The sequence below is a fragment of the Streptomyces sp. NPDC021080 genome, from assembly GCF_044333225.1.
Lineage (GTDB): Bacteria > Actinomycetota > Actinomycetes > Streptomycetales > Streptomycetaceae > Streptomyces.
Genome location: NZ_JBIRQM010000003.1, coordinates 590,538 through 612,451, shown reverse-complemented (window position 1 = coordinate 612,451; position 21,914 = coordinate 590,538). Strand labels below are relative to the sequence as shown.

Below are 21,914 nucleotides of genomic sequence, written 5' to 3'. Positions count from 1 at the left end.
GTCCCCGGCCGCCGCAGAGGCCGGCGTCAGGTGCTGCGGGAGGCCACCATCCCGACCGTGATCAGGCCGAGCACGACCCAGCCGAACCACAGCCAGCCGTTGCTGCCCAGTGCCACCGTGTAGGCCGTCACCACGACGAGCCCGCCCACGGTGAGCACCCCCATCGTCTTCGTCGAACCGGGCATCGCAGCACCCTCCTCCAGGCGGGTCCGCGACGCGGGCCGTGGCCTCTGGGGCCATTTTCACCCGGAGGGAGGCGCATCGCCAGGGCCGTGCGCACTACCGGGTCCCCCGCGACGGGCGCTGCCCCTCGTCGACGAAGCAGACCACCAGGTAGTACGGCCGGGCCCACACCCCCACACTGCGCACCCCATGACTCCAGTGCGACGAGGGGTCGTAGCCGTAGCGCCGCGGTGGGGCGTCGAGCGCGCACTGGTCGTTCGCCTGCTCCAGGGGGTCCGTCCCGGGCCTGTAGGTGTCGAGGTGGGTGATGTCGACGACCTTCCGCACGTTCTCCTCGCCGCAGGGGACCAGTTCGAAGTGCGTACCGACACGGGCCTCGCCGCCCACGTTGCCCAGGCAGTCGCCCCGCTGCATCTGGGTCGCGTCCGTGAAGGTCATTCCGTACCAGCGCCGGTCCCCGAGCGGACCGAACACCGGGCCGTGCACACCCGCGAGCAGACAGGCGACGGTACCGCCGGTGGTGCCGAAGCCCTCCCGGGTGGGCACGACGGCCATGCTCTTGACGTTCCACGCGAGCTTGCGGGCGGTGTCCCTGGTCCGTTCCTCGCACCGGCGCGCGCCGTCACGGCGGGCCGCCGCGAACGAGGGCGCCTTGTACACCGCCATCACCTGGGCATCGGGGCTCTTGCCGCGACAGGTCGGGTCCAGCGTCAGCCGTGGCACGCCGGTGGTCTTCCACAGGGGCGGCTCACCGAGGACGCAGTCGCCCCGGTGCAGCGGTTCGACGAGTCCGACCGTGTCGCCGTACGGCAGCCGGGCCGCCCGGTGCGCCTGTGCGAACCAGACCGCACCGGCCGCCAGCGCGAACGCGAGCAGGAGCGCGGCCACGGCCCGCAGGGCGTACGGCGGCTTCCGCCGGCGCCGCCCCGGAGGGCCGGGGACCGGGGCGGGCGGAGCTCCGTACCAGGGCGGCCCGTAGCCCTGCCCGAACGTCGTCCGCGGGGCGTGCTGCGCGTCGGGCGCCGGAGGGGGGAACCCCTCCCACGGCGGGGGTGTGCCGGCGTCCCCGCCCTGCCCCGAGGGCGCGTACGGGCCGTACCCCTCGGCCGTCGGCGGATATCCGTGCTCCTCGGCCTGCGCGGGGTACCCGTGGCCGCCGGCCGGTGCCGGGTACGCGTGCCCCTCGGCCGTGGGCGCGTACCCGTACCGCCCGTCCGCCCGCGGGTACGGGCCCGCGGCGGGGGAGTGGCCTGCCGGTCCGGCCGGTCCCTGCTCCCCGGCCGGACCGTACGCGTCCGCGCCTTCCGCCGACGGATACGCACTCGGCAGGGCCCGGCCCCTGTCCTCCGCCGGGCCGGACACCGGGTCGGACATCCCCGGAGGTCCGTCGAAGGTGACGAGGCCCGACCACGGCGACCGCGAGCCCGGGTCGAGGCGCGTCGGGGGATGGGGCTGCGGCGTGAGGATCCCGGCCAGCGCCGACGCGGTCTCCTCGGCGGACAGCCGGAGGGCGGGATCCTTGGCCAGCAGCGCCTCGACGACCGGCCGCAGGGCGCCCGCCCGAAGCGGCGGCGGGGCCTCCTCCAGGACCACGGCGGTGAGGGCGGCGAGATCGGTGTCCCGGTCGAACGGCCCGTGTCCCTCCACCCCGAAGTACAGAGTGCAGCCCAGCGAGAACAGGTCGGCCGCCGCCGTCGGCGGACCCCCCGTCGCCCGCTCCGGGGCCAGATAGCCGGCCGTGCCCACCAGCACGGACGTCTGGGTCCAGCGGGTCTCCGGGGAACCGGGCTGGACCGAGATCCCGTAGTCGGTGAGCAGGATGCGGGCTTCCGGGTTCCCGGTGCGGTCCGGGGCGAGCAGGATGTTGGCGGGCTTCACGTCCCGGTGCATGATGCCGTGCTCGTGTCCGGCGGTCAGGGCGTCGAGCACCGCGATGCCGATGCGGGCGCAGGCGTCGGGGGCGAGGGGGCCGCTCCGGGCGACCCGGTCGCGCAGGTCCACCGCACCGGCCACGTACTCCATCACGATCCACGGCAGGCCCTCGTGCTCCAGGACGTCGTGGACCGTCACGACGTGCGGATGGCTCCGCAGCACCGCCGCGTGCCGGGCCTCGGCGCGGGCCCGCGCGGTCCGCGACTCGTGGTCCGCGCCGCTCCCGGGGACGTCGGGGAACCTGATCTCCTTGAGCGCGACCTCGCAGTCGAGTCGCTGGTCGTGCGCGAGCCACACGTGCCCCATCCCGCCCGACCCGACCCGGTCCACGAGCAGGTACCGGCCGGCGATGATCCGTCCCACGCCCGACCGGGGCGACCCCGGCGTCATCAGGCCACACCCCCCGCGGAGGCGGACGGCCCCGGCGACTCGCCGGCGCCCGTGGCGCCGGCCGTGCCGGTCGGACCGGTCGGACCGGTGGCGGTGCCGCCGGAGCCCGGGACGGTCTCGCCGGCCGTGGCGCCGGTACCGGTTCCGTCCGTGGCGGTCCGACTCGAGGTGGCGGCACCCGAGGTGGTGCCGCCCGTGTCGGTACCGCTCGTGGTGGTGCCGTCCGTGGCGCCCGTCGTGGTCCCGTCCGTGGCCGTGCCACCGGCGGTGGCACCGGTCGTGGTCCCGTCCGTGGTCCCGTCCGTGCTCCCGGTCCTGCCTCCGTCCGTTCCGGTCGTGCTTCCGGCGGTCTCCGAGCCGGAGTCACCCGTGCCGGTCGTCCCGTCCGTGTCGCTCCCGCCCCCGGTGGGATCACCGGTCGAGGCCCCCGTACCGGTGTCCGTGCCGTCCGGGCCGGTGCCGGACGCGTCCGGCACCGGCGTCAGGCCGCCGGTGTCCGTGGGGGTACCCGGGTCCGCGTCGTCACTCGCGCCGGACACGGACAGCGTCACCTGGCTGCCCCATTCCAGGGCACTGCCCGCGGCGGGCCGGGACGAGGTGACCGGGGAGTCGTCCGGGGGCAGGGAGGCGCCGTCGAAGGAGAGGGCGAGCCCGGCCCGCGCCAGCCGCTCGCTCGCCTCGGCGAACGTCAGGCCCGCGACCGGCGGCACGGTCGTCCCGACCCGAGGGTCGAACGGTGTGTCCTTCTCGCCCTCCGTGCCCAGCGGGCGCGAGATCCCGCGGCCGGGATCGTCGACGTCCACCAGGCGGAGCCGGTGGAGGGGCCGCTTCCCGGGCGGCGGCTCGACGACGACGATCCGGTCCTGCCGGAAGCCGGACCATTTCCTGTTTCCGCCCTTGAAACCCACCGAGGCCTTGTTGATGTCCGCCTTGGAGGGGCGCAGTGGATTGCCGCAGGAGCACTTCACCGCGGGCAGCCCCCGACGGTCGACCAGAACGGCGATTCCGGCCTGGAGCAAGGAGTCGAAGGGGACGGCCCTGCCGTGCTTGTAGGCGTGATTCGTCACGAGGGTGTCGTGACGCAGGACAACCGGTGTGAGCCGGTCGACATATCCGGGAATCTCGTCCGGCCGGATATCCAGGACGCGCGCCCATTCCCGCGCCCTGGCGGAGTTCTCGGGGGCGGTGAGGAATTCCTTGAGCCTCGCGACGGCGCAGGTGCCGGGCCGGGCCGAGCCGCCGAAGTCGGGGGCGGGTCCGCCGGACCGGACCGGTCCCGGAGTGCCGTCACTCCCGCCCTGGCCGCCGCTGTTCCCGCCCCGGCCGCCCGTGCCGCTGCTTCCGCCCTGTCCACCGGCGCCGTCGCCGCCGTCGTCGCCACCACCGGGTCGGCCGGGGGCATCACCTCCGGCCGTGCCCCCGTACAGCCCCGGGCTGTTGCTGGCCTGCACCCCGCCGACCGGCCGGGCCGGTCGTGCGCCGGTGACGTCCTTTCCGAGTGTGCCGTCCTCCTTGAAGAAGGGATCGGCCTGTGAAACCCCCGCGGCCACGGCCCGTACGGCGAACAATTGATCGGATTTTCCGCACCCGCCGATGAGGAGTACGGGAATCAGAAGTAAAGCGGTTTGTCGTACCGCCGATAATCCGGCCCTTCGCATGGATGCGCGAAATGTCATGGCCGCTCCCCCTCGCGGTTTCCCCCTGGACTCCGCGAGCCGGAGAGCGGACGCGGAGCTTCGCCTCCATGCTACTGAATGGAAATGCCTTTCAGGCAAGGGGAATTGACACGGTGAATTCAGCGACCGCGTGCGTTCAATGAGGCCAGATAGGCGTTGTACGCCTCGAGTTCCTTGTCACCGTCCCGGTCCGCGGCGCGGTCCAGGCGCTTGGCCTGACGCTGCTCGGAGTTGTACCACTGGAAGAGCAGCGCGAGCAGGACGAGGACGGAGGGGATCTCGCTGAACGCCCAGGCGATCCCGCCGGCGGCGGTCTGGTCGGCGAGCGCGTCGATGCCGAGGGAGGCGGGCGGGTTCTTGTACGACTCGACCATCGGGCCCGAGGCCATCATCAGCGAGATGCCGAAGAACGCGTGGAACGGCATTCCCGCGAACAGTTCCAGCATCCGCATCAGATAACCGGGGCGGTGCGGGCCCGGGTCCACGCCCATGATCGGCCAGAAGAAGAACAGGCCGACGAGGAGGAAGTGGCACATCATCACGACGTGGCCCGTGGTGGAGCCCATCAGGAAGTCGAAGAGCGGGGAGAAATACAGCCCGTACAGGCTCGCGATGAACATCGGGATGGTGAACGCCGGGTGCGTCACGACCCGCATGTACCGGCTGTGCAGGAACATCAGCAGCAGTTCGCGCGGCCCCTTGGCGCCGCGCTTCGCGGCCACCGGCAGTGCCCGCAGCGCCAGCGTGATCGGTGCCCCGAGCAGGATCAGGATCGGAGAGAGCATGCTGATCACCATGTGCTGGACCATGTGCACGCTGAACATGACCATGCCGTAGTCGTTCAGCCGGGTGCACATGACGAGCATCACCGTCAGCACGCCGACCACGAAGGAGGCCGTACGGCCCCACGACCACGCGTCGCCGCGCCGGGCCAGCCGCACGGCTCCCCAGCCGTAGAGCCCGAGCCCGAGCAGGCACGCGACGAGGAAGAACGGGTCCGCGGACCACTCGAGCCCCCGCCCCAGCGTGAACGGCGGCAGATCCATGGTCATGCCGTGCCCGCTGTGATCCATCCGCCGGCTCCTGTTTCTGGGGGTACCTCCCCGGACCTTTTACGGCACTGGGGGAGGTTGTGCGCTGTCTGTCCGCACCAGAGTAGAACCGCCCCCGGCCGCGACTGCGGCCGGGGGCGGTTCCGACGGCGTACGGCTCAGAGCACGCACTCCGCCTCGGCGTAGCGCTCGTCCGGAACCGTCTTGAGGGTCTCGACCGCCTCCGCGAGCGACACCATCACGATGTCGGTGCCGCGCAGCGCGGTCATCATCCCGAACTCGCCCCGGTGCACGGCCTCCACGGCGTGCCATCCGAAGCGGGTCGCGAGCACGCGGTCGTACGCCGTCGGGGTGCCGCCGCGCTGCACGTGCCCGAGGATGACCGGCCGGGCCTCCTTGCCGAGCCGCTCCTCCAGCTCGATGGAGAGCTGCCGGGCGATGCCCGCGAAGCGCTCGTGGCCGTAGATGTCCTTGCCGCCCTCGTCGTAGCGCATCGAACCCTCGCGGGGCTTGGCGCCCTCGGCGGCGACGACGATGGCGAACCGCTTGCCCGCCGCGAACCGCTCGCCGACCCGGGCGGCCAGCTCCTCGATGTCGAAGGGCCGCTCCGGTACGACGATGGCGTGGGCGCCCGCGGCCATGCCGGAGTGCAGCGCGATCCAGCCGGTGTGGCGGCCCATGACCTCCACGATCAGGACGCGCTGGTGGGACTCGGCGGTGGTCTTCAGCCGGTCGAGGGCCTCGGTCGCGACACCGACGGCCGTGTCGAAGCCGAAGGTGACGTCCGTGACCGCGATGTCGTTGTCGATGGTCTTCGGCACGCCGACGATCGGCAGGCCGCCGTCCGACAGGAGGCGGGCCGCCTTCAGCGTGCCCTCGCCGCCGATCGGGATGATCGCGTCGAGCCCGAGGTCGGCGACGTGGCCCTTGGCCCGCTCCACGCCGTCACGCAGATGCGCGGGCTGGACCCGGGAGGAGCCGAGCATGGTGCCGCCGCGAGCGAGGATGCCGCTCACCGCGTCGAGGTCGAGCTTGAGGTAGTCGCACTCCAGAAGACCCTTCCAGCCGTCCCGGAAGCCGATGACCTCGTCGCCGTGGTCGACGACGGCGCGGTGTACGACCGATCGGATGACGGCGTTCAGGCCGGGGCAGTCGCCGCCGGACGTGAGGACACCAATGCGCATAGCCCGAAATACCTTCTCAACGTGGTCCGGGGACCGGACCACGTTGTCCGGTGAGGATCCCCGCCAGCCTACCGGCGGGAGGTGCTCGCGCCGTACCGTGCGTCCGCCTGCTGGACACCCCCGCTCACCTGTGCGGATGCCGTTTCAGACGGGCCCCGGGGAGGGGTCGGAGGGGTCGTTTCGCGACGCCGAAACGGTTCCTCTCCCGGAAACGCGAAGAGGAACCGTTCCTCCTCGAGAAACGGTTCCTCCTGCCCGCCGGAGCGGGTCGGCCCTACGCGGGCTGCTGGGCGGACGCGATGCGCTCGGCGCGCAGTGCCTCGTACCAGCGGTCGTCGGTCGGCGGCAGCGCGTTGACGTCGAGGGCCAGCTTCAGCAGCAGGTCCGCGATCTGCGGGTTGCGGGCGAGGACGGGCCCGTGCATGTACGTGCCGAACACGGTGTCGTTGTACGCGCCCTCGGTGCCGTCACCCGTGCCGTTGCCCTTGCCGAGCCGCACGTTCGCGAACGGGCGGGCGGTGGGTCCGAGGTGGGTGACGCCCTGGTGGTTCTCGAAGCCGGTCAGCTGGGGCAGACCGAGCCGCGGGTCGATGTCCGCGAGGACGTCGCCGACGCACCGCTCGCCCTCACCGCGCACCGAGACCACGTCGAGCAGGCCGAGGCCCGGCTCGCGCTGGCCGAGGTCGTTGATGAACTCGTGCCCGAGGATCTGGTAGCCGGCGCAGACGGAGAACACGATCGCGCCGTTGCCGACCGCGCGCTCCAGACCGCCGTCGCGGCGCAGCCGCTCCGCGGCGAGCCGCTGCGGCCGGTCCTCGCCGCCCCCGATGAGGTAGATGTCCCCGGAGGTCGGCACCGGCTGGTCGCTGCGCACGTCGACACGGGCCACGTCGAGGCCGCGCTGGCGTGCCCGGCGCTCCACGACGAGGGCGTTGCCCTGGTCGCCGTAGGTGCTCAGCAGGTCCGGGTAGATCCACACCAGGCGCAGGCTGTTGTCAGTCATTCTCTTCGTCCTCCGTGGCTCAGTTGCCGACACGACGCCTCAAGTCCTGGAACGCGGTGTAGTTCGCGATGACCTCGATGCGTCCGGGCGGTGCCATCTGCACGGCCTGGTCGAGGGTGTCGCAGACCTGGAACTGCTGGTTGGCGACTTCGAGGCGGACGGCGAGGTCGAGCTTGCGGTCGCCGAGGACGAAGATCGGGTGTCCGGTCAGGCGGGTGTAGTCGACGTCCCACAGCCAGGAGGTGTCGGTGCCGTCGGCGCCGCGCGCGTTCACCGACAGGATGACCGGGGTCGGCGGCGGGTCGATCAGGGAGAAGGTCTCCAGCCAGCCCGCGGGGTTCTTGGCGAGCAGCAGACGCAGGTCGCGCTCCATGAACTGGACCACGTCGTAGCGTCCGGCCACCGCCTGCACCTGGTACATGCGCTCCAGGGCGACCTGCGGCGGCACCCCGAAGACGGCGGCCACGGCGGCCGAGGAGGCGGCGTTCGCCTTGTTGGCCCGGCCCGGGAGCTGGAGGTGGATCGGCCACGCGGAACCGTGCGGGTCGAGGACGTGGTCCCCGGACAGCGCCCAGGTCGGCGTCGGACGGCGGAAGCCGCACTCGCCGCAGAACCAGTCGTCGCCGGGACGCTGCATCACGCCGCCGCACGACGGGCAGGACCAGGCGTCTTCCTTCCACATCTGGCCGGCCGCCACCCACATGACGTTCGGCGAGGAGGACGCGGCCCAGACGACCAGCGGGTCGTCCGCGTTGGCGACCACGACGGCCTTGGAACCGGCCAGCCCCTCGCGCCAGTGCTCGGCCATCATCCGGGTCTCGGCGGCGCGGTCGAGCTGGTCGCGCGAGAGGTTCAGCAGCGCGATGCACTTCGGGTCGGTGTCACGGGCGACACCGGCGAGGTACTTCTCGTCGACCTCGATGACCGCGAACTTGGCGTCCGAGCCGCCGGCCAGCGCCGAGGTGATGCCCGCGGGCATGTTGGCGCCGAGCGCGTTGGACACGACCGGGCCCGCGGCGCGCAGTGCCTCCGCGATCAGCCGGGTCGTCGTGGTCTTGCCGTTGGTCGCCGACACCAGGATCACGTCCAGGTGCGTGGCGAGCCTCGCCAGCAGGTCGGGGTCGAGCTTGAGCGCCACCCGGCCGCCGATCACCGATCCGCTGCCGCGTCCGGCGGCTCGCGAGACGGCTGCCGCCGCCTTGCCCGCCGTCACGGCCAGCTTGGCCCGCGGCGACAGCGGGTCCGAGTTGCCTGACATCGTTTCTCGATCCTCCTTGCGTACGCGCCGCGCCCCTGCCCCCGGCACATGTGGGGCTCAGCCTATCGAGATCCGCTCACGGGCCCGAATCGCGGCACCACCTCGGTGCCGGCGCGACCTGCGCGCGCCTACCAGGACCGTACCCTTGCCGCCATGCGACAAGGATCCATCCCCGGCACGCACGGGCGCGTCCGGCCCCTCATCCTGCTGGGTGACCCCCTCCTGCGTACAGCCTGCGAGGACGTCACCGAATTCGGCCCCGAACTCGCGGAGCTCGTCGAGGACATGTTCGCGACGATGTACGCCGCCGAGGGCGTCGGTCTCGCCGCGAACCAGATCGGCGTCGGCCTGAGGGTCTTCGTGTACGACTGCCCGGACGACGACGATGTCCGTCATGTCGGTCATGTGGTGAATCCACGTCTCGTCGAGGCGGACGGCGTGGTCCTGCGCGGACCGGAGGGCTGCCTCTCGCTGCCCGGTCTGGAGGCCGGCACCGAGCGGTACGACCACGCGGTCGTCGAGGGCCGCACGGTCACCGGCGAGCCGGTCACCGTGCACGGCACCGGCTGGTTCGCGCGGTGCCTCCAGCACGAGTGCGACCACCTCGAGGGCGGGGTGTACGCGGACCGGCTCACCGGATGGCGCCGCCGGCGGCTGCTGCGCCAGGTGACACGGGCCTCCTGGAGCGGCTGACGGTCCTTCGGTCCCGCCGGCCGTCTCCGGCGGGCGGTGCCGTGTGCTGTGACGGGGTGTCCGCGTGAGCCCCGGTCAGAAGCCGGGGCCACCGAGGCGGTCGCCCGCCGCCGCGAGCCGGCCCCACAGCAGGTCGGCCAGGCTCCGGACCAACTCGGCGCGCGAGCACGGCCGTTCGCCGAGCCACCAGTCCCCGGCGGCGTGCATCATGCCGACGATGCCGTGGCCCCACACCCGCGCCAGCTGCTGGCTGCCCGGCCCGAGGTCCACCCGTTCCTCGATGACCTCGGCCAGTTCCTCGCCCATGCGGCGCAGCACCGGCGCGGAGTACTTGCCCACGTCGAAGCCGGGGTCGCCCGGCTGGCCGCCCTCCGCCGGATGCATCAGGAACCGGTAGACCTGCGGTCGCGCCTCGATGGCGGCCAAGTACGTATCGAGCGTCGCCTCGACGCGCTCACGCCGTTCGGCCGGGGCGTCCAGCGCCGCCCGCAGCGCTTCGAGGAGTGCGTCGGTGTGCCGCTTGGCGAGGGCGGCGTAGAGGCCGCCCTTGTCGCCGAAGTGGCGGTACAGGATGGGCTTCGTGATGCCGGCCTCGGCGGCGATGGCGTTCATGGAGGCCCCGGGGCCGTCGCGGAGCACCACTCTGTCGGCGGCTTCCAGCAGTTCGCGCCGGCGGCGGTCGGCGGACTTCTGCTGATCGGTCCGCTGTGTGGTGTCCATGTGCTCTCCCCACCCGTGGTGATTCGGTGACGCCTGCGCAAACTAACACTGATCGTCGTATGGGTATCGAACGGGATGCCGAGCCCAACCCGGGAGTTGACTTTTCCTACTAGCCGGTAACACACTCCAGTTACCGCAAGTAACAGCTTAATGCAGCGCTGGAGGGGACATGGCCGAGTTCACCATGGAGCTCAACGACGAACAGAAGGAGGTCCGGGACTGGCTGCACGGCTTCGCCGCCGATGTCATCCGTCCCGCGGCCGCCGAATGGGACGAGCGTGAGGAGACTCCCTGGCCGGTCATCCAGGAAGCCGCCAAGGTCGGCATCTATTCCCTCGACTTCTACGCCCAGCAGTACTTCGACGCCACCGGCCTCGGCATACCCATGGCCATGGAGGAGCTGTTCTGGGGCGACGCGGGCATCGCCCTGTCCATCGTCGGCACCGGCCTCGCCGCCGTGGGCGTGCTCGCCAACGGCACCGAGGAGCAGATCGGCACCTGGATCCCCCAGATGTACGGCGATGCCAACGATGTCAAGGTCGCCGCCTTCTGCTCGTCCGAGCCCGACGCCGGCTCCGACGTCGCCTCGATGCGCACGCGTGCCGTCTACGGCGAGGCCAAGGACGAGTGGGTCCTGAACGGCACGAAGACCTGGGCGACCAACGGCGGCATCGCCAACGTCCACGTCGTCGTCGCGGTCGTCGACGCGGAACTCGGCTCCAAGGGCCACGCCTCCTTCATCGTGCCCCCGAACACGCCCGGCCTGTCCCAGGGCCAGAAGTTCAAGAAGCACGGCATCCGCGCCTCGCACACCGCCGAGGTCGTCCTGGAGAACGTCCGCGTCCCCGGCTCCTGCCTGCTCGGCGGCAAGGAGAAGCTCGACGAGCGCCTCGCCCGGGCCCGTGAGCGCGCCAGGGCGGGTGGCGGCGAGCGGGTGAAGAACGCTGCGATGGCCACCTTCGAGGCCTCCCGTCCGGCCGTCGGCGCCATGGCGGTGGGCACCGCGCGGGCCGCGTACGAGGTGGCCCTCGACTACGCGAAGACGCGGGAGCAGTTCGGCCGGCCGATCATCGACAACCAGGGCGTCGCCTTCCAGCTCGCCGACATGCGCACCTCGATCGACGCGGCGCGGCTGCTGGTGTGGCGGGCGTCCTGGATGGCGGTCAACGGCAAGCAGTTCACGGCGGCCGAGGGCTCGATGTCGAAGCTGTTCGCCAGCGAGACGGCCAAGAAGGTCACCGCCCAGGCGATCCAGATCCTGGGCGGCAACGGCTACACGCGTGAGTACCCGGTGGAGCGGATGCACCGCGACGCGGCCATCTACACGATCTTCGAGGGCACCAGCGAGATCCAGCGCCTGGTGATCGCCCGCACCCTGTCGGGGATGCCGATCCGCTGACGCTCCCGCGCACGGCCGGTCCCGTTCCGCGCTCCCGCGACGGGGACGCCGGTGATCACCGGCGTCCCGGGGCGCCCCGCCCTCGCGTACCACCGTCACCCCACCGGACCTGGGATTTCGCGTCGGAGCACCGGGAAGAGGGGGCGAGCGTGCACTCTGGTCGCGGGGGCTCGGAGTCAGCCGGACCGAAGGAGCGCGCGATGACGCGGACGGCCAGGGAACTGCTGGAGGGCGTCACCGGGAAACTCGCCCCGGACCCCCATGCCAACCGGCTGCTGCCCCTGATCGCCCGGGGCGCCGCCCAGCTCGGCACGCTCGCGGCCCTCGCCCTGGAAGAGCGTCACGTGATCGCCGCGGACCACCGCGCGTTCGTTCATCTGGCCGAGCGCTCGGCCGCCGGCACGCGGACGTCGGCCCCGGACCCGGCGAGCGCCGCCTTCTTCGAGATGCTCGCCGAGGGCGAGGTGACGGCCGGGGACCGGCTCGCCGCGTTCGCCGCCGCGGTGGGAGCCGACGAGGCACGGGCGGCGGAGTACGAACCGCTGGCCGACTGCCAGGCCTACCCCGCGTACGTCGCCCTGCTCGCCCTGAACGGGGAGCCGGTCGACGTGGTCCTCGCGCTCGGCGCCAACGTCGCGGCGTGGGGCGGCTACTGCGAGACCATCGCCGAGGCCCTGCGCCGCCACTACGGCTTCGGCGACAAGGCCTGCGGCTTCTTCGACCTCTTCGCCGCGCCCGCGCCCGAACTGGAGAACGCGGCACTGGCCGCCGTGCAGGCGGGTCTCGACGCCGACCGGATCTCGCTGGACGACGTCCTGCGCCACGGACGCCTGCTCCAGGCCTACGAGACGAGGTTCTGGCACGCGCTGTGGGAACTGGACCAGCGGGTCGCCTGAGCCGGCACCACCGGCCGGAGTGGCGTCCGTCAAGGGGAGACCGTCCGCCGCTCCGGCCCGGCGCCGTCGTCGAAGCGTTCAGCGGCCGCTCGGGCCGCTGCTGTGCGCGATGCAGGCGACGTCGATCCGGTCGGCCAGTTTGGCCAGTTCGATCGTGAGCGCGGCGACCGTGTCCTCGTCGAGACCGTCCTGGCCGGCCTCCACCAGATGCAGCCACCGGCCGCCCACCGTGCGCAGCAGCTTGCTGACGTCGGCGGCCGCCACCTGCAACGTGCCGCGGTCGTCGACGATCAGGGGGAGGGTCACTTCGCGGTTCACACAAGGGATCGTAGCTGCGGAACGCTCACGCTCCGTGCCATACGGTGGTGATGTTGCAGAACTCGCGGATTCCGTGCCCCGACAGTTCCCGCCCGTAGCCGGACCGCTTCTCCCCTCCGAAGGGGAATGCCGGGTGAGAGGCCGTCATCCCGTTGACGAACACCCCGCCCGCCTCCGAATCACGTACGAACCGCTCCACCTCGGCCTCGTCACGGGTCCACACGTTCGAGCTGAGCCCGAACGGGGTGTCGTTGGCGAGGGCCACCGCCTCGTCCAGGTCCCCGGCCCGGTACAGCGTGGCGACCGGCCCGAACGTCTCCTCCAGGTGGATGCGCATGGCGGGCGTGATGTCGGTGAGCACGGTCGGCGCGTAGTACCAGCCGGCGCCGAAACCGTCGGGGCGTTCACCGCCGCACAGCACCGTCGCGCCGTTCGCGACGGCGTCGTCCACCAGTTCCTCCAGGTCGGCGCGGCCCTGCTCGGTGGAGAGCGGCCCGATCTCGGTGTCCTCCTCCAGCGGGTCGCCGACCTTCAGGGCCCGCATGCCCGCCGCGAACCGCTCGGCGAAGGCGTCGAACACGTCGGTGTGCACGATGAACCGCTTGGCGGCGATGCACGACTGCCCGTTGTTCTGCGCACGCGCGGTGACGGCGATCGTCGCGGCGCGCTCCACGTCCGCGGACGGCAGCACGACGTACGGGTCGCTGCCGCCCAGCTCCAGCACCGTCTTCTTCACCTCGTCCCCGGCGACCGAGGCGACCGCGCGGCCCGCCGGTTCGCTGCCGGTGAGGGTGGCCGCCTTGACCCGCGGGTCGCGCAGGACGCCCTCGACGGCACCCGCCCCGATCAGCAGCGTCTGGAAGCAGCCCTCGGGGAAGCCCGCCCGGCGGAACAGGTCCTCCAGGTACAGGGCGGTCTGCGGCACGTTCGAGGCGTGCTTGAGCAGGCCCACGTTGCCCGCCATCAGCGCGGGCGCGGCGAACCGGACCACCTGCCAGAGCGGGAAGTTCCACGGCATCACCGCGAGCACGGGGCCGAGCGGCCGGTAGCGCGCGAGGACCCGGGAGGCCCCGGAGTCCGCTGCGTCGGCGGGGGCGGCCAGCTCGTCGGCGAGCAGGTCCTCGGCGTGGTCGGCGTACCAGCGCATCGCCTTGGCGCACTTGGCGGCCTCCGCCCGGGCCTGTTTGACCGGCTTGCCCATCTCGGTGGTCATCACCCTGCCGATGTCCTCCAGATCCTCGTCCAGGAGATCGGCGGCGCGGTGCATGAGCCGCGCCCGCTCGGCGAACGGGGTGGTGCGATAGGTGCGGAACGTGGCGTCGGCGGCAGCGAGCCTGCGCTCGATCTCCTCGGCGCCGAGGGCGTCGTACGTCTTGAGCGTCTCGCCGTTCGCCGGGTTCACCGTCGCGATGGGCATGGCCGACCTCCTGAGAGCTGACTGTTCCCCGACCCTCCCGCGCGGTGCGGCGCGGCGCAACGCGGGCGGGCCCCGAGGTGAGCCGGAGCTCCTGGCCGAACACCGGCTCTCAGGCCGAGTGCTCCGCCAGCCGGTCGAGAAACACGGTCTGGGCACTCACCAGCAGAGTCCGGGCCCGCTCCGGGGTCATCCACTCCACCCGGTCCAGCTCGGGGAACTCCTGCCGCCGCCCCGACCTCGGCGGCCACTCCATCGTGAACGTGCCGGGCACCACCGCCGCCGGATCGAGATCCGCCTGGATCGCCCAGGCCGTGACGACCTTGCCGTTCGTCTGGGTGACCTCGCCGAGCGCGATGGCCTCCCCGTCGGGCGGCGGCAGCCCGAGCTCCTCGCGGAACTCGCGGCGGGCGGCGTCCCAGGCCGTCTCGCCGGGCTCGTACTCGCCCTTGGGAAGCGTCCAGGCCCCGGCGTCGCGCCGCGCGAAGTACGGGCCGCCCATATGGCCGACCAATACCTCCATGCCGTGGTCGGTGTGCCGGAACAACAGCAGTCCCGCGCTCCTCCTTCCGTGCTGTGCTCCGCTCATCGCGTCACCTCCGGGTGGGCGGCCAGCAGGGTGTCGACGGTGTCGGCCCCGGCCGCCGGCTTGTCCTCGCGATAGCGCACGACCCGGGCGAAGCGGAGGGTGACACCGGCCGGGTAGCGGGTGGAGCGCTGCAGGCCGTCGTACGCGATCTCGACGACGAGCTCGGGGCGTACGGTCACCACGTGGCCGTCGTCCGTGACGGCCAGCTCCCGCAGCCGTTCGGTCTGCCAGGTGAGCATCGCGTCGGTCATGCCCTTGAACGTCTTGCCGAGCATGGCGAAGGAGCCGTCGCCGGTGCGGGCGCCCAGGTGCAGGTTGGAGAGCTTGCCGGTGCGCCGCCCGTGACCCCATTCGGCCGCCAGGACCACCAGGTCGAGGGTGTGCACGGGTTTGACCTTGAGCCAGGCGGCACCGCGCCGGCCCGCGCCGTACGGGGCGTCGAGGGCCTTCACCACGACGCCCTCGTGCCCTCGCTCCAGCGTGTCGGCGAGAAAGGCCTCGGCCCGTCCGGCGTCCTCCGGGCCCCGGACGAGCGTCCGCCGGACCCGCATCGGCTCGGGAACCAGCCGTGCCAGCTCCGCGTGCCGCTCCGTGAACGGCAGGTCCAGCAGGTCGCGCCCGTCGACGGACAGGGCGTCGAAGAAGACGGGGGAGACGGGCACGGTCTCCGCGGCCGTCGCCACGTCCACGCGGGACCCCACCCGGGCGGCCGTCTCCTGGAAGGAACGCGGCCGCCCGCGGTCGTCCAGTGCGATCACCTCGCCGTCCAGGATGAACCGCTGACCCTGCAACTCCCTTGCGGCAGAGGTGAGTTCGGGCAGCCTTTCGGTGATGTCGTCGAGGGTGCGGGTGTAGACACGGACCTCCTCGCCGTCGCGGTGCAGCTGCACCCGGATGCCGTCGAGCTTCTCCTCGACCGCGCAGGCGCCGAGCTTGCCGACCGCCTCGGAGACGGAGGAGGCGGAGTGCGCCAGCATCGGCAGCACCGGGCGGCCGACGGTGAGCCGGAAGCCGTCCAATGCTTTCGGACCGTCCGCCAGGAGGGCCCGTGCCACCGCCGAGAGCGAACCCGCCAGCGTCACCGCCCGTCGTACGTCCCCCGCGGGCGCGCCGGTCGCCTCCGCGAGCCCCTCGACCGCGAGCGCGTCCAGCGCGCCCTGGCGCACCTCGCCGGTGAGCAGCCCGAACAGGAAACGCTGTTCCTCCCCGGTGGCCGCCGCCATCAACTCGCCCACCAGGCGGGCCCGTTCGGCCTGCGAACCGGTGCCGGAGAGCCGGCCCAGCGCGGTGAGCCGGGCGTCGGCCTCACGCACGGTGAGGGTGGGTCCGTCGGCGGGGGCGACCGGTGTGCTCAGCACCTTCCAGCCGACGCCGATGCGGCCCTGCGGCAGGCGGCCCGCCAGGTACGGGATCACGATCGGCGCGTCGTCCGCCTCGGCGTCCCGGAACAGCTCGGCGAGCAGAGCGGTCTTGCGGGACCGCGCCGAGGTGGCGGCGACCTCCTGGGACACATGGGCGAGCCGGCTCAGCAGCATGCAGCCATCGTGCAACGCGAGCGCCCGCTTCACACCCGTACGGGACCCAGGACGTGCCCCCGTGCGACGTGTTTCAGCCCTGCCCGCGCGCGATCGCCGCGTCGAGGTCGGCGAAGAGGAGTTCGCCGTTGAGCGTGGCCGCCGCGCGGTATCCGCCGCTCGCCGCGTTCACCACCTGCTCGGCGAAACCGGCGGAGTTGCCGGCCGCCCAGACGCCGGGCACGCTGGTCAGCCCGGTCGGGTCGACGACCGGGTAGCTGCCGAACGGGGTCTCCCGCAGCTGTGCGCCCAGTCTCTCCAGCAGTCCGGTCCGCGGCACCGGGCGCGGCGCCACGAACAGCACCGAGCGGTCGTACGTGGTCCCGTCCGCGAGCCGTACGCCGGTGAGCCGGCCGTCCGCGACCACCAGCTCCGCGACCTCGCCCGGCACCACGGCGACGCCCGCGGCGGCGAGCCGGCGCAGGTCCTCGTCGGAGAGCTCGTCCTCGGCCACCGTGTGCAGGAACAGCGTGACGTCCTTCGACCACTGGCCGACCATGAGTGCCTGGTGCACGCTCATCGGGGTCGTGGCCAGCACGCCGAAGGCCTGGTCACGCACCTCCCAGCCGTGGCAGTACGGACAGTGCAGCACATCGCGCCCGAAGCGCTCGGCGACGCCGGGCACCGGCGGCATCTCGTCGGCCAGCCCCGTCGTGACGATCAGCCGGCGCGCGTGGACGGTGGTTCCGGAGCCGATCGTGACGTCGAACTCCCCGGCGCCGTCCCGGGCGACGTCCACCACCCGGCCCCGGACGATCTCCACCCCGTATCCCTCGACCTCGCGCCGGCCTTCGGCGAGGAACTCGCCGGGCGGCATGCCGTCGCGGGTCAGATAGCCCTGCAGGTGCGCGGCGGGCGCGTTGCGTGGCTCGCCCTCGTCGACGACGAGCGTCCGGCGCCGCGCCCGTCCGAGGACCAGGGCCGCGGAGAGCCCCGCCGTGCCGCCGCCGACGACGACCACTTCGTATGTCTCGGTCATGGTCTCGGTCATGCTCTCGGTCATGGTGACCACCTCCACCCGGACGATCGCCCGAAGCCCGCCGGATTGACAAATGGCTTTGCCGATTCTGCAATAGAGGGATGAGTGACGCGGCCCGTGCGGGCGAGAGTGGTCCCGGCGGGCACGAGGCGGCCGGCGAGGCGACGACGGACGCGGTTCTCGCCGAGGTGGGTCCGCGGCTGCGGCGGATCAGGAAGGAGCGCGGGGCGACCCTGGCCGGGCTGTCCGAGGCGACGGGCATCTCGGTGAGCACGCTCTCGCGTCTGGAGTCGGGCCTGCGCAAGCCCAGCCTGGAGCTGCTGCTGCCCATCGCGCGGGCCCATCAGGTGGCCCTGGACGAGCTGGTCGGCGCCCCGCCCGTCGACGACCCCCGGGTGCGTGCCGAGCCGATCGTGCGGCACGGCCGGACGTACTGGCCGCTGACCCGCCAGCCGGGCGGGCTCCAGGCCTACAAGGTGCTCGAACCGAAGCGGACGGCGGAGCCCGATCCGCGCACCCACGAGGGCTACGAATGGCTGTACGTGCTCTCCGGACGGCTGCGGGTGGTCCTCGGCGAGCACGACGTGGTGATGGAGGCCGGGGAGGCGGCGGAGTTCGACACCCGCGTGCCGCACTGGTTCGGGTCGACGGGGGAGGGGCCCGCCGAGTTCCTGAGCCTGTTCGGGCCGCAGGGCGAGCGGATGCACGTACGGGCACGGCCCAAGGCGCGGTCCAAGGAGGACTGAGGGCCGCCGGCGGGCGGCCGGGGGCGTCGGCGCCGGGTGTGGCGAAGGCGTCGGCGCAGGGCGTGGCGAAGACGACGGCGGTCCGCTGTTCCCAGGGCGGCAAGCGACCGCTTAGTATGCGAAGGACCCCGGTCAGCCGACACAGTCCCCCTGGAGGCCCCGCATGCAGGCATGGCAAGTGCACCAGAACGGCGAGCCCGCGGAGGCGATGCGCCTGGTGGAGGTGGACCGGCCGACGCCCGGTGACGGCCAGGTCCTGCTCAAGGTGCGCGCCGCGAACATCAACTTCCCGGACGCGCTGATGTGCCGCGGCCAGTACCAGGTCAGGCCGCCGCTGCCGTTCACCCCCGGAGTGGAGATCTGCGGCGAGACCGAGGACGGCCGCCGGGTGATCGCCAACCCCGCGCTGCCCTACGGCGGCTTCGCCGAGTACGCGGTCGCGGACGCCGCCGCCCTGCTGCCGGCACCCGACGCCCTCGACGACGCCGAGGCCGCCGCCCTGCACATCGGCTACCAGACCGGCTGGTTCGGCCTGCACCGCCGGGCCCGCCTGGAGGCCGGTGAGACGCTGCTCGTCCACGCGGCCGCCGGAGGAGTCGGCAGTGCCGCCGTCCAGCTCGGAAAGGCGGCGGGCGCGCGGGTCATCGGTGTCGTGGGCGGTGCCGACAAGGCCGCGGCCGCACGCGAACTGGGCTGCGACGTGGTGATCGACCGGCGCGCCGAGGACGTGATCGGCGCCGTCAAGGAGGCGACCGGCGGACGCGGCGCGGACGTGATCTACGACCCCGTGGGCGGCGAGGCCTACACCCAGTCCACGAAGGTCGTCGCCTTCGAGGGCCGGATCGTGGTCGTCGGCTTCGCGAGCGGCTCGATCCCGAGCCCCGCGCTGAACCACGCCCTCGTCAAGAACTACGCGATCCTCGGCCTCCACTGGGGCCTGTACAACACCAAGAACCCGAAGCTCGTCCTGCACTGCCACGAGCAGCTCACCGAACTGGCCGCACGGGGCGCGATCAAGCCGCTGGTGAGCGAGCGGGTGCCGCTGGGCGGGGCCGCCGCCGCCGTGCAGCGGGTCGCCGACGGAGTCACCACCGGGCGGATCGCCGTGGTGCCCACACTTCAGAACGGAGCCGCCGTATGACCGACGCAGCCGAACTGCGCCGCCGCACCCAGGAGTTGCTGGCTGCCTACCCGCCCGGGGAGACGGACCGGCTGGACTTCCTGCGGGCCCGCTTCGACGCCGGGCTCGCCTGGGTGCACTACCCCGAGGGCCTCGGCGGACTCGGTGCCCCGCGCAGCCTCCAGGCCGTCGTGGACGCCGAACTGGCGGCCGCGGGCGCGCCCGACAACGACCCCCGGCGGATCGGCATCGGCCTCGGCATGGCCGCCCCGACCATCCTCGGCTTCGGCACCGAGGAGCAGAAGCGGCGCTTCCTGCGGCCCCTGTGGGTCGGCGAGGAGGTGTGGTGCCAGCTCTTCAGCGAGCCCGGCGCCGGTTCGGACCTCGCCGCGCTCGGCACCCGCGCGGTCCGCGCGGAAGGCGAAGGCGGCGAGTGGGTGGTCAACGGGCAGAAGGTGTGGACCTCCAGCGCCCACCTCGCCCGCTGGGCCATCCTCATCGCCCGCACCGACCCGGACGTGCCCAAGCACCGGGGCATCACGTACTTCATCTGCGACATGACCGACCCCGGTGTCGAGGTGCGGCCGCTGCGGCAGATCACCGGCGAGGCCGAGTTCAACGAGGTCTTCCTCACCGACGTCCGCATCCCCGACGCCCACCGCCTCGGTGACGTCGGCGACGGCTGGCGGGTCGCGCAGACCACCCTGATGAACGAACGCGTCTCCATCGGCGGCATGCGCATCCCGCGTGAGGGCGGCATGATCGGCCCGGTCGCGAAGACCTGGCGCGAGCGGCCCGAACTGCGCACCCACGACACGCACCAGCGGCTGCTGCGGCTGTGGGTCGAGGCCGAGGTCGCCCGCCTCTCCGGCGAACGGCTGCGCCAGCAGCTCGCCCTGGGCCAGCCGGGCCACGAGGGAGCCGGCATGAAGCTCGGCTTCGCCCGGCTGAACCAGGAGATCAGCGGTCTCGAGGTCGAACTCCTCGGCGAGAAAGGCCTGTTGTACGAGGACTGGACGATGCGCCGGCCGGAACTCGTCGACTTCACCGGCCGGGACGCCGGATACCGCTACCTGCGCTCCAAGGGCAACAGCATCGAGGGCGGGACCAGCGAGGTCCTGCTGAACATCGTCGCCGAACGCGTCCTCGGCCTGCCGTCCGAGCCGCGCACCGACAAGGACGTCGCATGGAAGGACCTCGCCCGATGAGCCAGGTGAGCACCGAGCCCGATCTGCTCTACACCGAGGAGGAAGAGGCGCTGCGCGCCGCCGTCCGCGACCTCCTCACCGACCGCTGCGCGGCGGCGGACGTCATCACCCGCAGCGAGTCGGGCACTCCGCACGACCTCGAGCTGTGGAAGGCCCTCACGGAGGGCATGGGCCTCGCCGGCCTGCTGGTGCCCGAGGAGCGGGGCGGCCAGGGTGCCACGCACCGCGAAGCCGCCGTGGTCCTGGAGGAGTTGGGCCGCGCCGTCGCTCCCGTGCCGTATCTGACGAGCGCCGTGGTCGCGACCGAGGCACTGCTGGCCTGCGACGGGTCCGTCGCGGACGAACTCCTGGCCGCGCTCGCCTCCGGCCGGACCGTGGGCGTCCTCGCCGTCGCGCTGAACGCCGGACCGGGAACCGCCCACCGCACCGTCCGTCTGGAGAACGGCTCCCTGCACGGGGAGTTGACGGGCATCGCGGACGCGGCCGCCGCCGACGTCCTGCTGGTCCCGGCCGAGGACGGCGCCCTGTACGCCGTCGCCGCGGACGCCGTCACCGTCGTCCCGCAGGTCAGCCTCGACCAGACCCGGCCGCTCGCCCGGATCGGCTTCGACGCGGCGCCCGCGCGGCCGCTCACCACGGACGCGGCAGGCGCCGTACGGCGGGCGCTGCGGGCCGGTGCCGGACTGCTCGCCTCCGAGCAGCTCGGGATCGCCGACCACTCGCTGACGGAGACGGTCCGCTACCTCAAGGAACGCAAGCAGTTCAACCGGCCGGTCGGCGGATTCCAGGCGCTCAAGCACCGGCTGGCCCAGGTGTGGCTGGAGGTCGTGGGCACCCGTGCCGCGGCCCGGAACGCCGCCGACGCGCTGGCCACCGGCAGTCCGGACAGCGACGTGGCGGTCGCCGTCGCCCAGGCGTACGCGGCACCCGTCGCCGTGCACGCCGCGGAGGAGGCGCTCCAGTTGCACGGCGGCATCGGCATGACCTGGGAGCACCCGGCGCACCTCTACCTCAAGCGCGCCAAGGCCGACTCGATCGCCTACGGCACGGCGGGCGCGCACCGCGAGGCCCTGGCCGGACTGGTCGACCTGCAGGCTCCCTGACCACCGAGCCGGGAAGAGCCCGTCCCACCTGACCGGGACGGGCTCTTCCCGTGCGCGGGTCGCGAGCGAGGGCGAGGGGGTCCGTTTCCCGGACGCCGCCGACCCTCCCGACACCGTTGACCTGGGCGGTTTCGAAACGTTCCCGGACGCCCCCGGCCGCCGGAAGAAGACCACCCGATCGGGGGACATGTCAGCCGCCCGGACGAAGCCTCCGCTACGCCACACTTGCGGCCGAACGCCGCGAAGCGGACGTGGCGGAGGAGGTTGACGATGGCCATTTCCATCTCTGCGGTGCTGTTTCTCCTGGTGCTGGCGGTGATCTTCCTGCGCAACGGAGGGCTGAAGATCTCCCACGCCCTGGTGTGCGCCCTGCTCGGGTTCCTGCTGGCCAGCACGAGCATGGCCCCGACCATCCACAGCGGTCTCACCGCGACGGCCGACATCGTGGGCAGCCTGACGCCCTGACCGGCCGCGGCG

General features: G+C 72.6%; 21 protein-coding genes. 8 read left to right on the top strand and 13 right to left on the bottom strand.

The features are described from left to right. Positions 1-26: 26 nt before the first annotated feature. The 7 genes from ACH4S8_RS10010 to ACH4S8_RS09980 all read right to left on the bottom strand — a co-directional run bounded on the left by ACH4S8_RS10010 (position 27) and on the right by ACH4S8_RS09980 (position 8,678). Positions 27-185, bottom strand: a complete 159-nt coding sequence (locus ACH4S8_RS10010; RefSeq protein ID WP_261704251.1) for a hypothetical protein — start codon at positions 183-185, stop codon at positions 27-29. Positions 186-279: 94 nt separating this feature from the next. Next, the gene (locus tag ACH4S8_RS10005) at positions 280-2,505 is read right to left on the bottom strand and encodes a protein kinase (RefSeq protein ID WP_398392211.1); all 2,226 of its coding nucleotides are present in this window, start codon (positions 2,503-2,505) and stop codon (positions 280-282) included. Further along, the gene (locus ACH4S8_RS10000) at positions 2,505-4,073 is read right to left on the bottom strand and encodes a DUF6777 domain-containing protein (protein ID WP_398392210.1); all 1,569 of its coding nucleotides are present in this window, start codon (positions 4,071-4,073) and stop codon (positions 2,505-2,507) included. Before ACH4S8_RS10000 ends, ACH4S8_RS10005 begins: the two co-directional genes overlap by 1 nt. 227 nt (positions 4,074-4,300) lie before the next feature. Further along, positions 4,301-5,254: a cytochrome c oxidase assembly protein gene (locus ACH4S8_RS09995; RefSeq protein WP_398392209.1), complete on the bottom strand. Its 954-nt coding sequence runs from the start codon at positions 5,252-5,254 to the stop codon at positions 4,301-4,303. A gap of 137 nt (positions 5,255-5,391) precedes the next feature. Then, on the bottom strand, positions 5,392-6,417 hold the full coding sequence (locus ACH4S8_RS09990) for a 6-phosphofructokinase (RefSeq protein WP_398392208.1): 1,026 nt from the start codon (positions 6,415-6,417) through the stop codon (positions 5,392-5,394). A gap of 274 nt (positions 6,418-6,691) precedes the next feature. After that, positions 6,692-7,420, bottom strand: a complete 729-nt coding sequence (locus ACH4S8_RS09985; protein WP_398392207.1) for a type 1 glutamine amidotransferase — start codon at positions 7,418-7,420, stop codon at positions 6,692-6,694. Between the two features lie 19 nt (positions 7,421-7,439). Continuing rightward, the gene (locus ACH4S8_RS09980) at positions 7,440-8,678 is read right to left on the bottom strand and encodes a MurT ligase domain-containing protein (protein WP_339127947.1); all 1,239 of its coding nucleotides are present in this window, start codon (positions 8,676-8,678) and stop codon (positions 7,440-7,442) included. 153 nt (positions 8,679-8,831) lie between these two features. On the opposite strand from ACH4S8_RS09980, the gene def reads away from it, so the two are divergent. Beyond that, positions 8,832-9,371: a peptide deformylase gene (def, locus tag ACH4S8_RS09975; RefSeq protein ID WP_398392206.1), complete on the top strand. Its 540-nt coding sequence runs from the start codon at positions 8,832-8,834 to the stop codon at positions 9,369-9,371. A gap of 75 nt (positions 9,372-9,446) precedes the next feature. Here def and ACH4S8_RS09970 read toward each other — a convergent pair whose 3' ends face one another. Beyond that, positions 9,447-10,091, bottom strand: a complete 645-nt coding sequence (locus ACH4S8_RS09970; RefSeq protein ID WP_398392205.1) for a TetR family transcriptional regulator — start codon at positions 10,089-10,091, stop codon at positions 9,447-9,449. Between the two features lie 169 nt (positions 10,092-10,260). Here ACH4S8_RS09970 and ACH4S8_RS09965 point away from each other — a divergent pair, with 169 nt between their 5' ends. Continuing rightward, positions 10,261-11,490 carry an acyl-CoA dehydrogenase family protein gene (locus tag ACH4S8_RS09965; protein ID WP_398392204.1) on the top strand — a complete coding sequence of 410 codons (1,230 nt, stop codon included), beginning with the start codon at positions 10,261-10,263 and terminating at the stop codon, positions 11,488-11,490. A 200-nt stretch (positions 11,491-11,690) separates the two neighbouring features. Beyond that, positions 11,691-12,386, top strand: a complete 696-nt coding sequence (locus ACH4S8_RS09960; protein WP_398392203.1) for a transcriptional regulator — start codon at positions 11,691-11,693, stop codon at positions 12,384-12,386. Positions 12,387-12,464: 78 nt separating this feature from the next. Here the strand turns inward: ACH4S8_RS09960 and ACH4S8_RS09955 are convergent, their stop codons facing one another. From ACH4S8_RS09955 to ACH4S8_RS09935, 5 genes are all read right to left on the bottom strand, one after another. Further along, positions 12,465-12,704, bottom strand: a complete 240-nt coding sequence (locus ACH4S8_RS09955) for a DUF6213 family protein (protein WP_151470505.1) — start codon at positions 12,702-12,704, stop codon at positions 12,465-12,467. A 25-nt stretch (positions 12,705-12,729) separates the two neighbouring features. After that, complete coding sequence (locus ACH4S8_RS09950) at positions 12,730-14,121, bottom strand: NADP-dependent succinic semialdehyde dehydrogenase (protein ID WP_398392201.1); 1,392 nt, start codon at positions 14,119-14,121, stop codon at positions 12,730-12,732. Between the two features lie 109 nt (positions 14,122-14,230). After that, a complete protein-coding gene (locus ACH4S8_RS09945; protein ID WP_398392200.1) occupies positions 14,231-14,707 on the bottom strand; it encodes an NUDIX domain-containing protein in 477 nt (158 codons plus the stop codon). Next, a complete protein-coding gene (locus ACH4S8_RS09940) occupies positions 14,704-16,242 on the bottom strand; it encodes an ATP-dependent DNA ligase (protein ID WP_398392199.1) in 1,539 nt (512 codons plus the stop codon). Before ACH4S8_RS09940 ends, ACH4S8_RS09945 begins: the two co-directional genes overlap by 4 nt. A 73-nt stretch (positions 16,243-16,315) precedes the next feature. Further along, positions 16,316-17,284, bottom strand: coding sequence for an NAD(P)/FAD-dependent oxidoreductase (locus tag ACH4S8_RS09935; protein ID WP_398392198.1), 969 nt, complete (start codon positions 17,282-17,284; stop codon positions 16,316-16,318). A gap of 77 nt (positions 17,285-17,361) precedes the next feature. Between ACH4S8_RS09935 and ACH4S8_RS09930 the strand changes: the two genes are divergently transcribed. The 5 genes from ACH4S8_RS09930 to ACH4S8_RS09910 all read left to right on the top strand — a co-directional run bounded on the left by ACH4S8_RS09930 (position 17,362) and on the right by ACH4S8_RS09910 (position 21,902). Beyond that, positions 17,362-18,006, top strand: coding sequence for a helix-turn-helix domain-containing protein (locus ACH4S8_RS09930; RefSeq protein ID WP_398392197.1), 645 nt, complete (start codon positions 17,362-17,364; stop codon positions 18,004-18,006). 163 nt (positions 18,007-18,169) lie between these two features. Beyond that, positions 18,170-19,147, top strand: coding sequence for an NADPH:quinone oxidoreductase family protein (locus ACH4S8_RS09925; protein ID WP_398392196.1), 978 nt, complete (start codon positions 18,170-18,172; stop codon positions 19,145-19,147). Further along, positions 19,144-20,334 (top strand): acyl-CoA dehydrogenase family protein, encoded by a 1,191-nt coding sequence (locus ACH4S8_RS09920; protein ID WP_398392195.1) that lies wholly within the window; start codon positions 19,144-19,146, stop codon positions 20,332-20,334. Before ACH4S8_RS09925 ends, ACH4S8_RS09920 begins: the two co-directional genes overlap by 4 nt. Next, entirely contained in the window at positions 20,331-21,437 is a 1,107-nt protein-coding gene (locus tag ACH4S8_RS09915) for an acyl-CoA dehydrogenase family protein (RefSeq protein ID WP_398392194.1), read from the top strand. Before ACH4S8_RS09920 ends, ACH4S8_RS09915 begins: the two co-directional genes overlap by 4 nt. Before the next feature lie 270 nt (positions 21,438-21,707). Continuing rightward, positions 21,708-21,902: a hypothetical protein gene (locus ACH4S8_RS09910; protein ID WP_365734568.1), complete on the top strand. Its 195-nt coding sequence runs from the start codon at positions 21,708-21,710 to the stop codon at positions 21,900-21,902. Positions 21,903-21,914 lie beyond the last annotated feature (12 nt).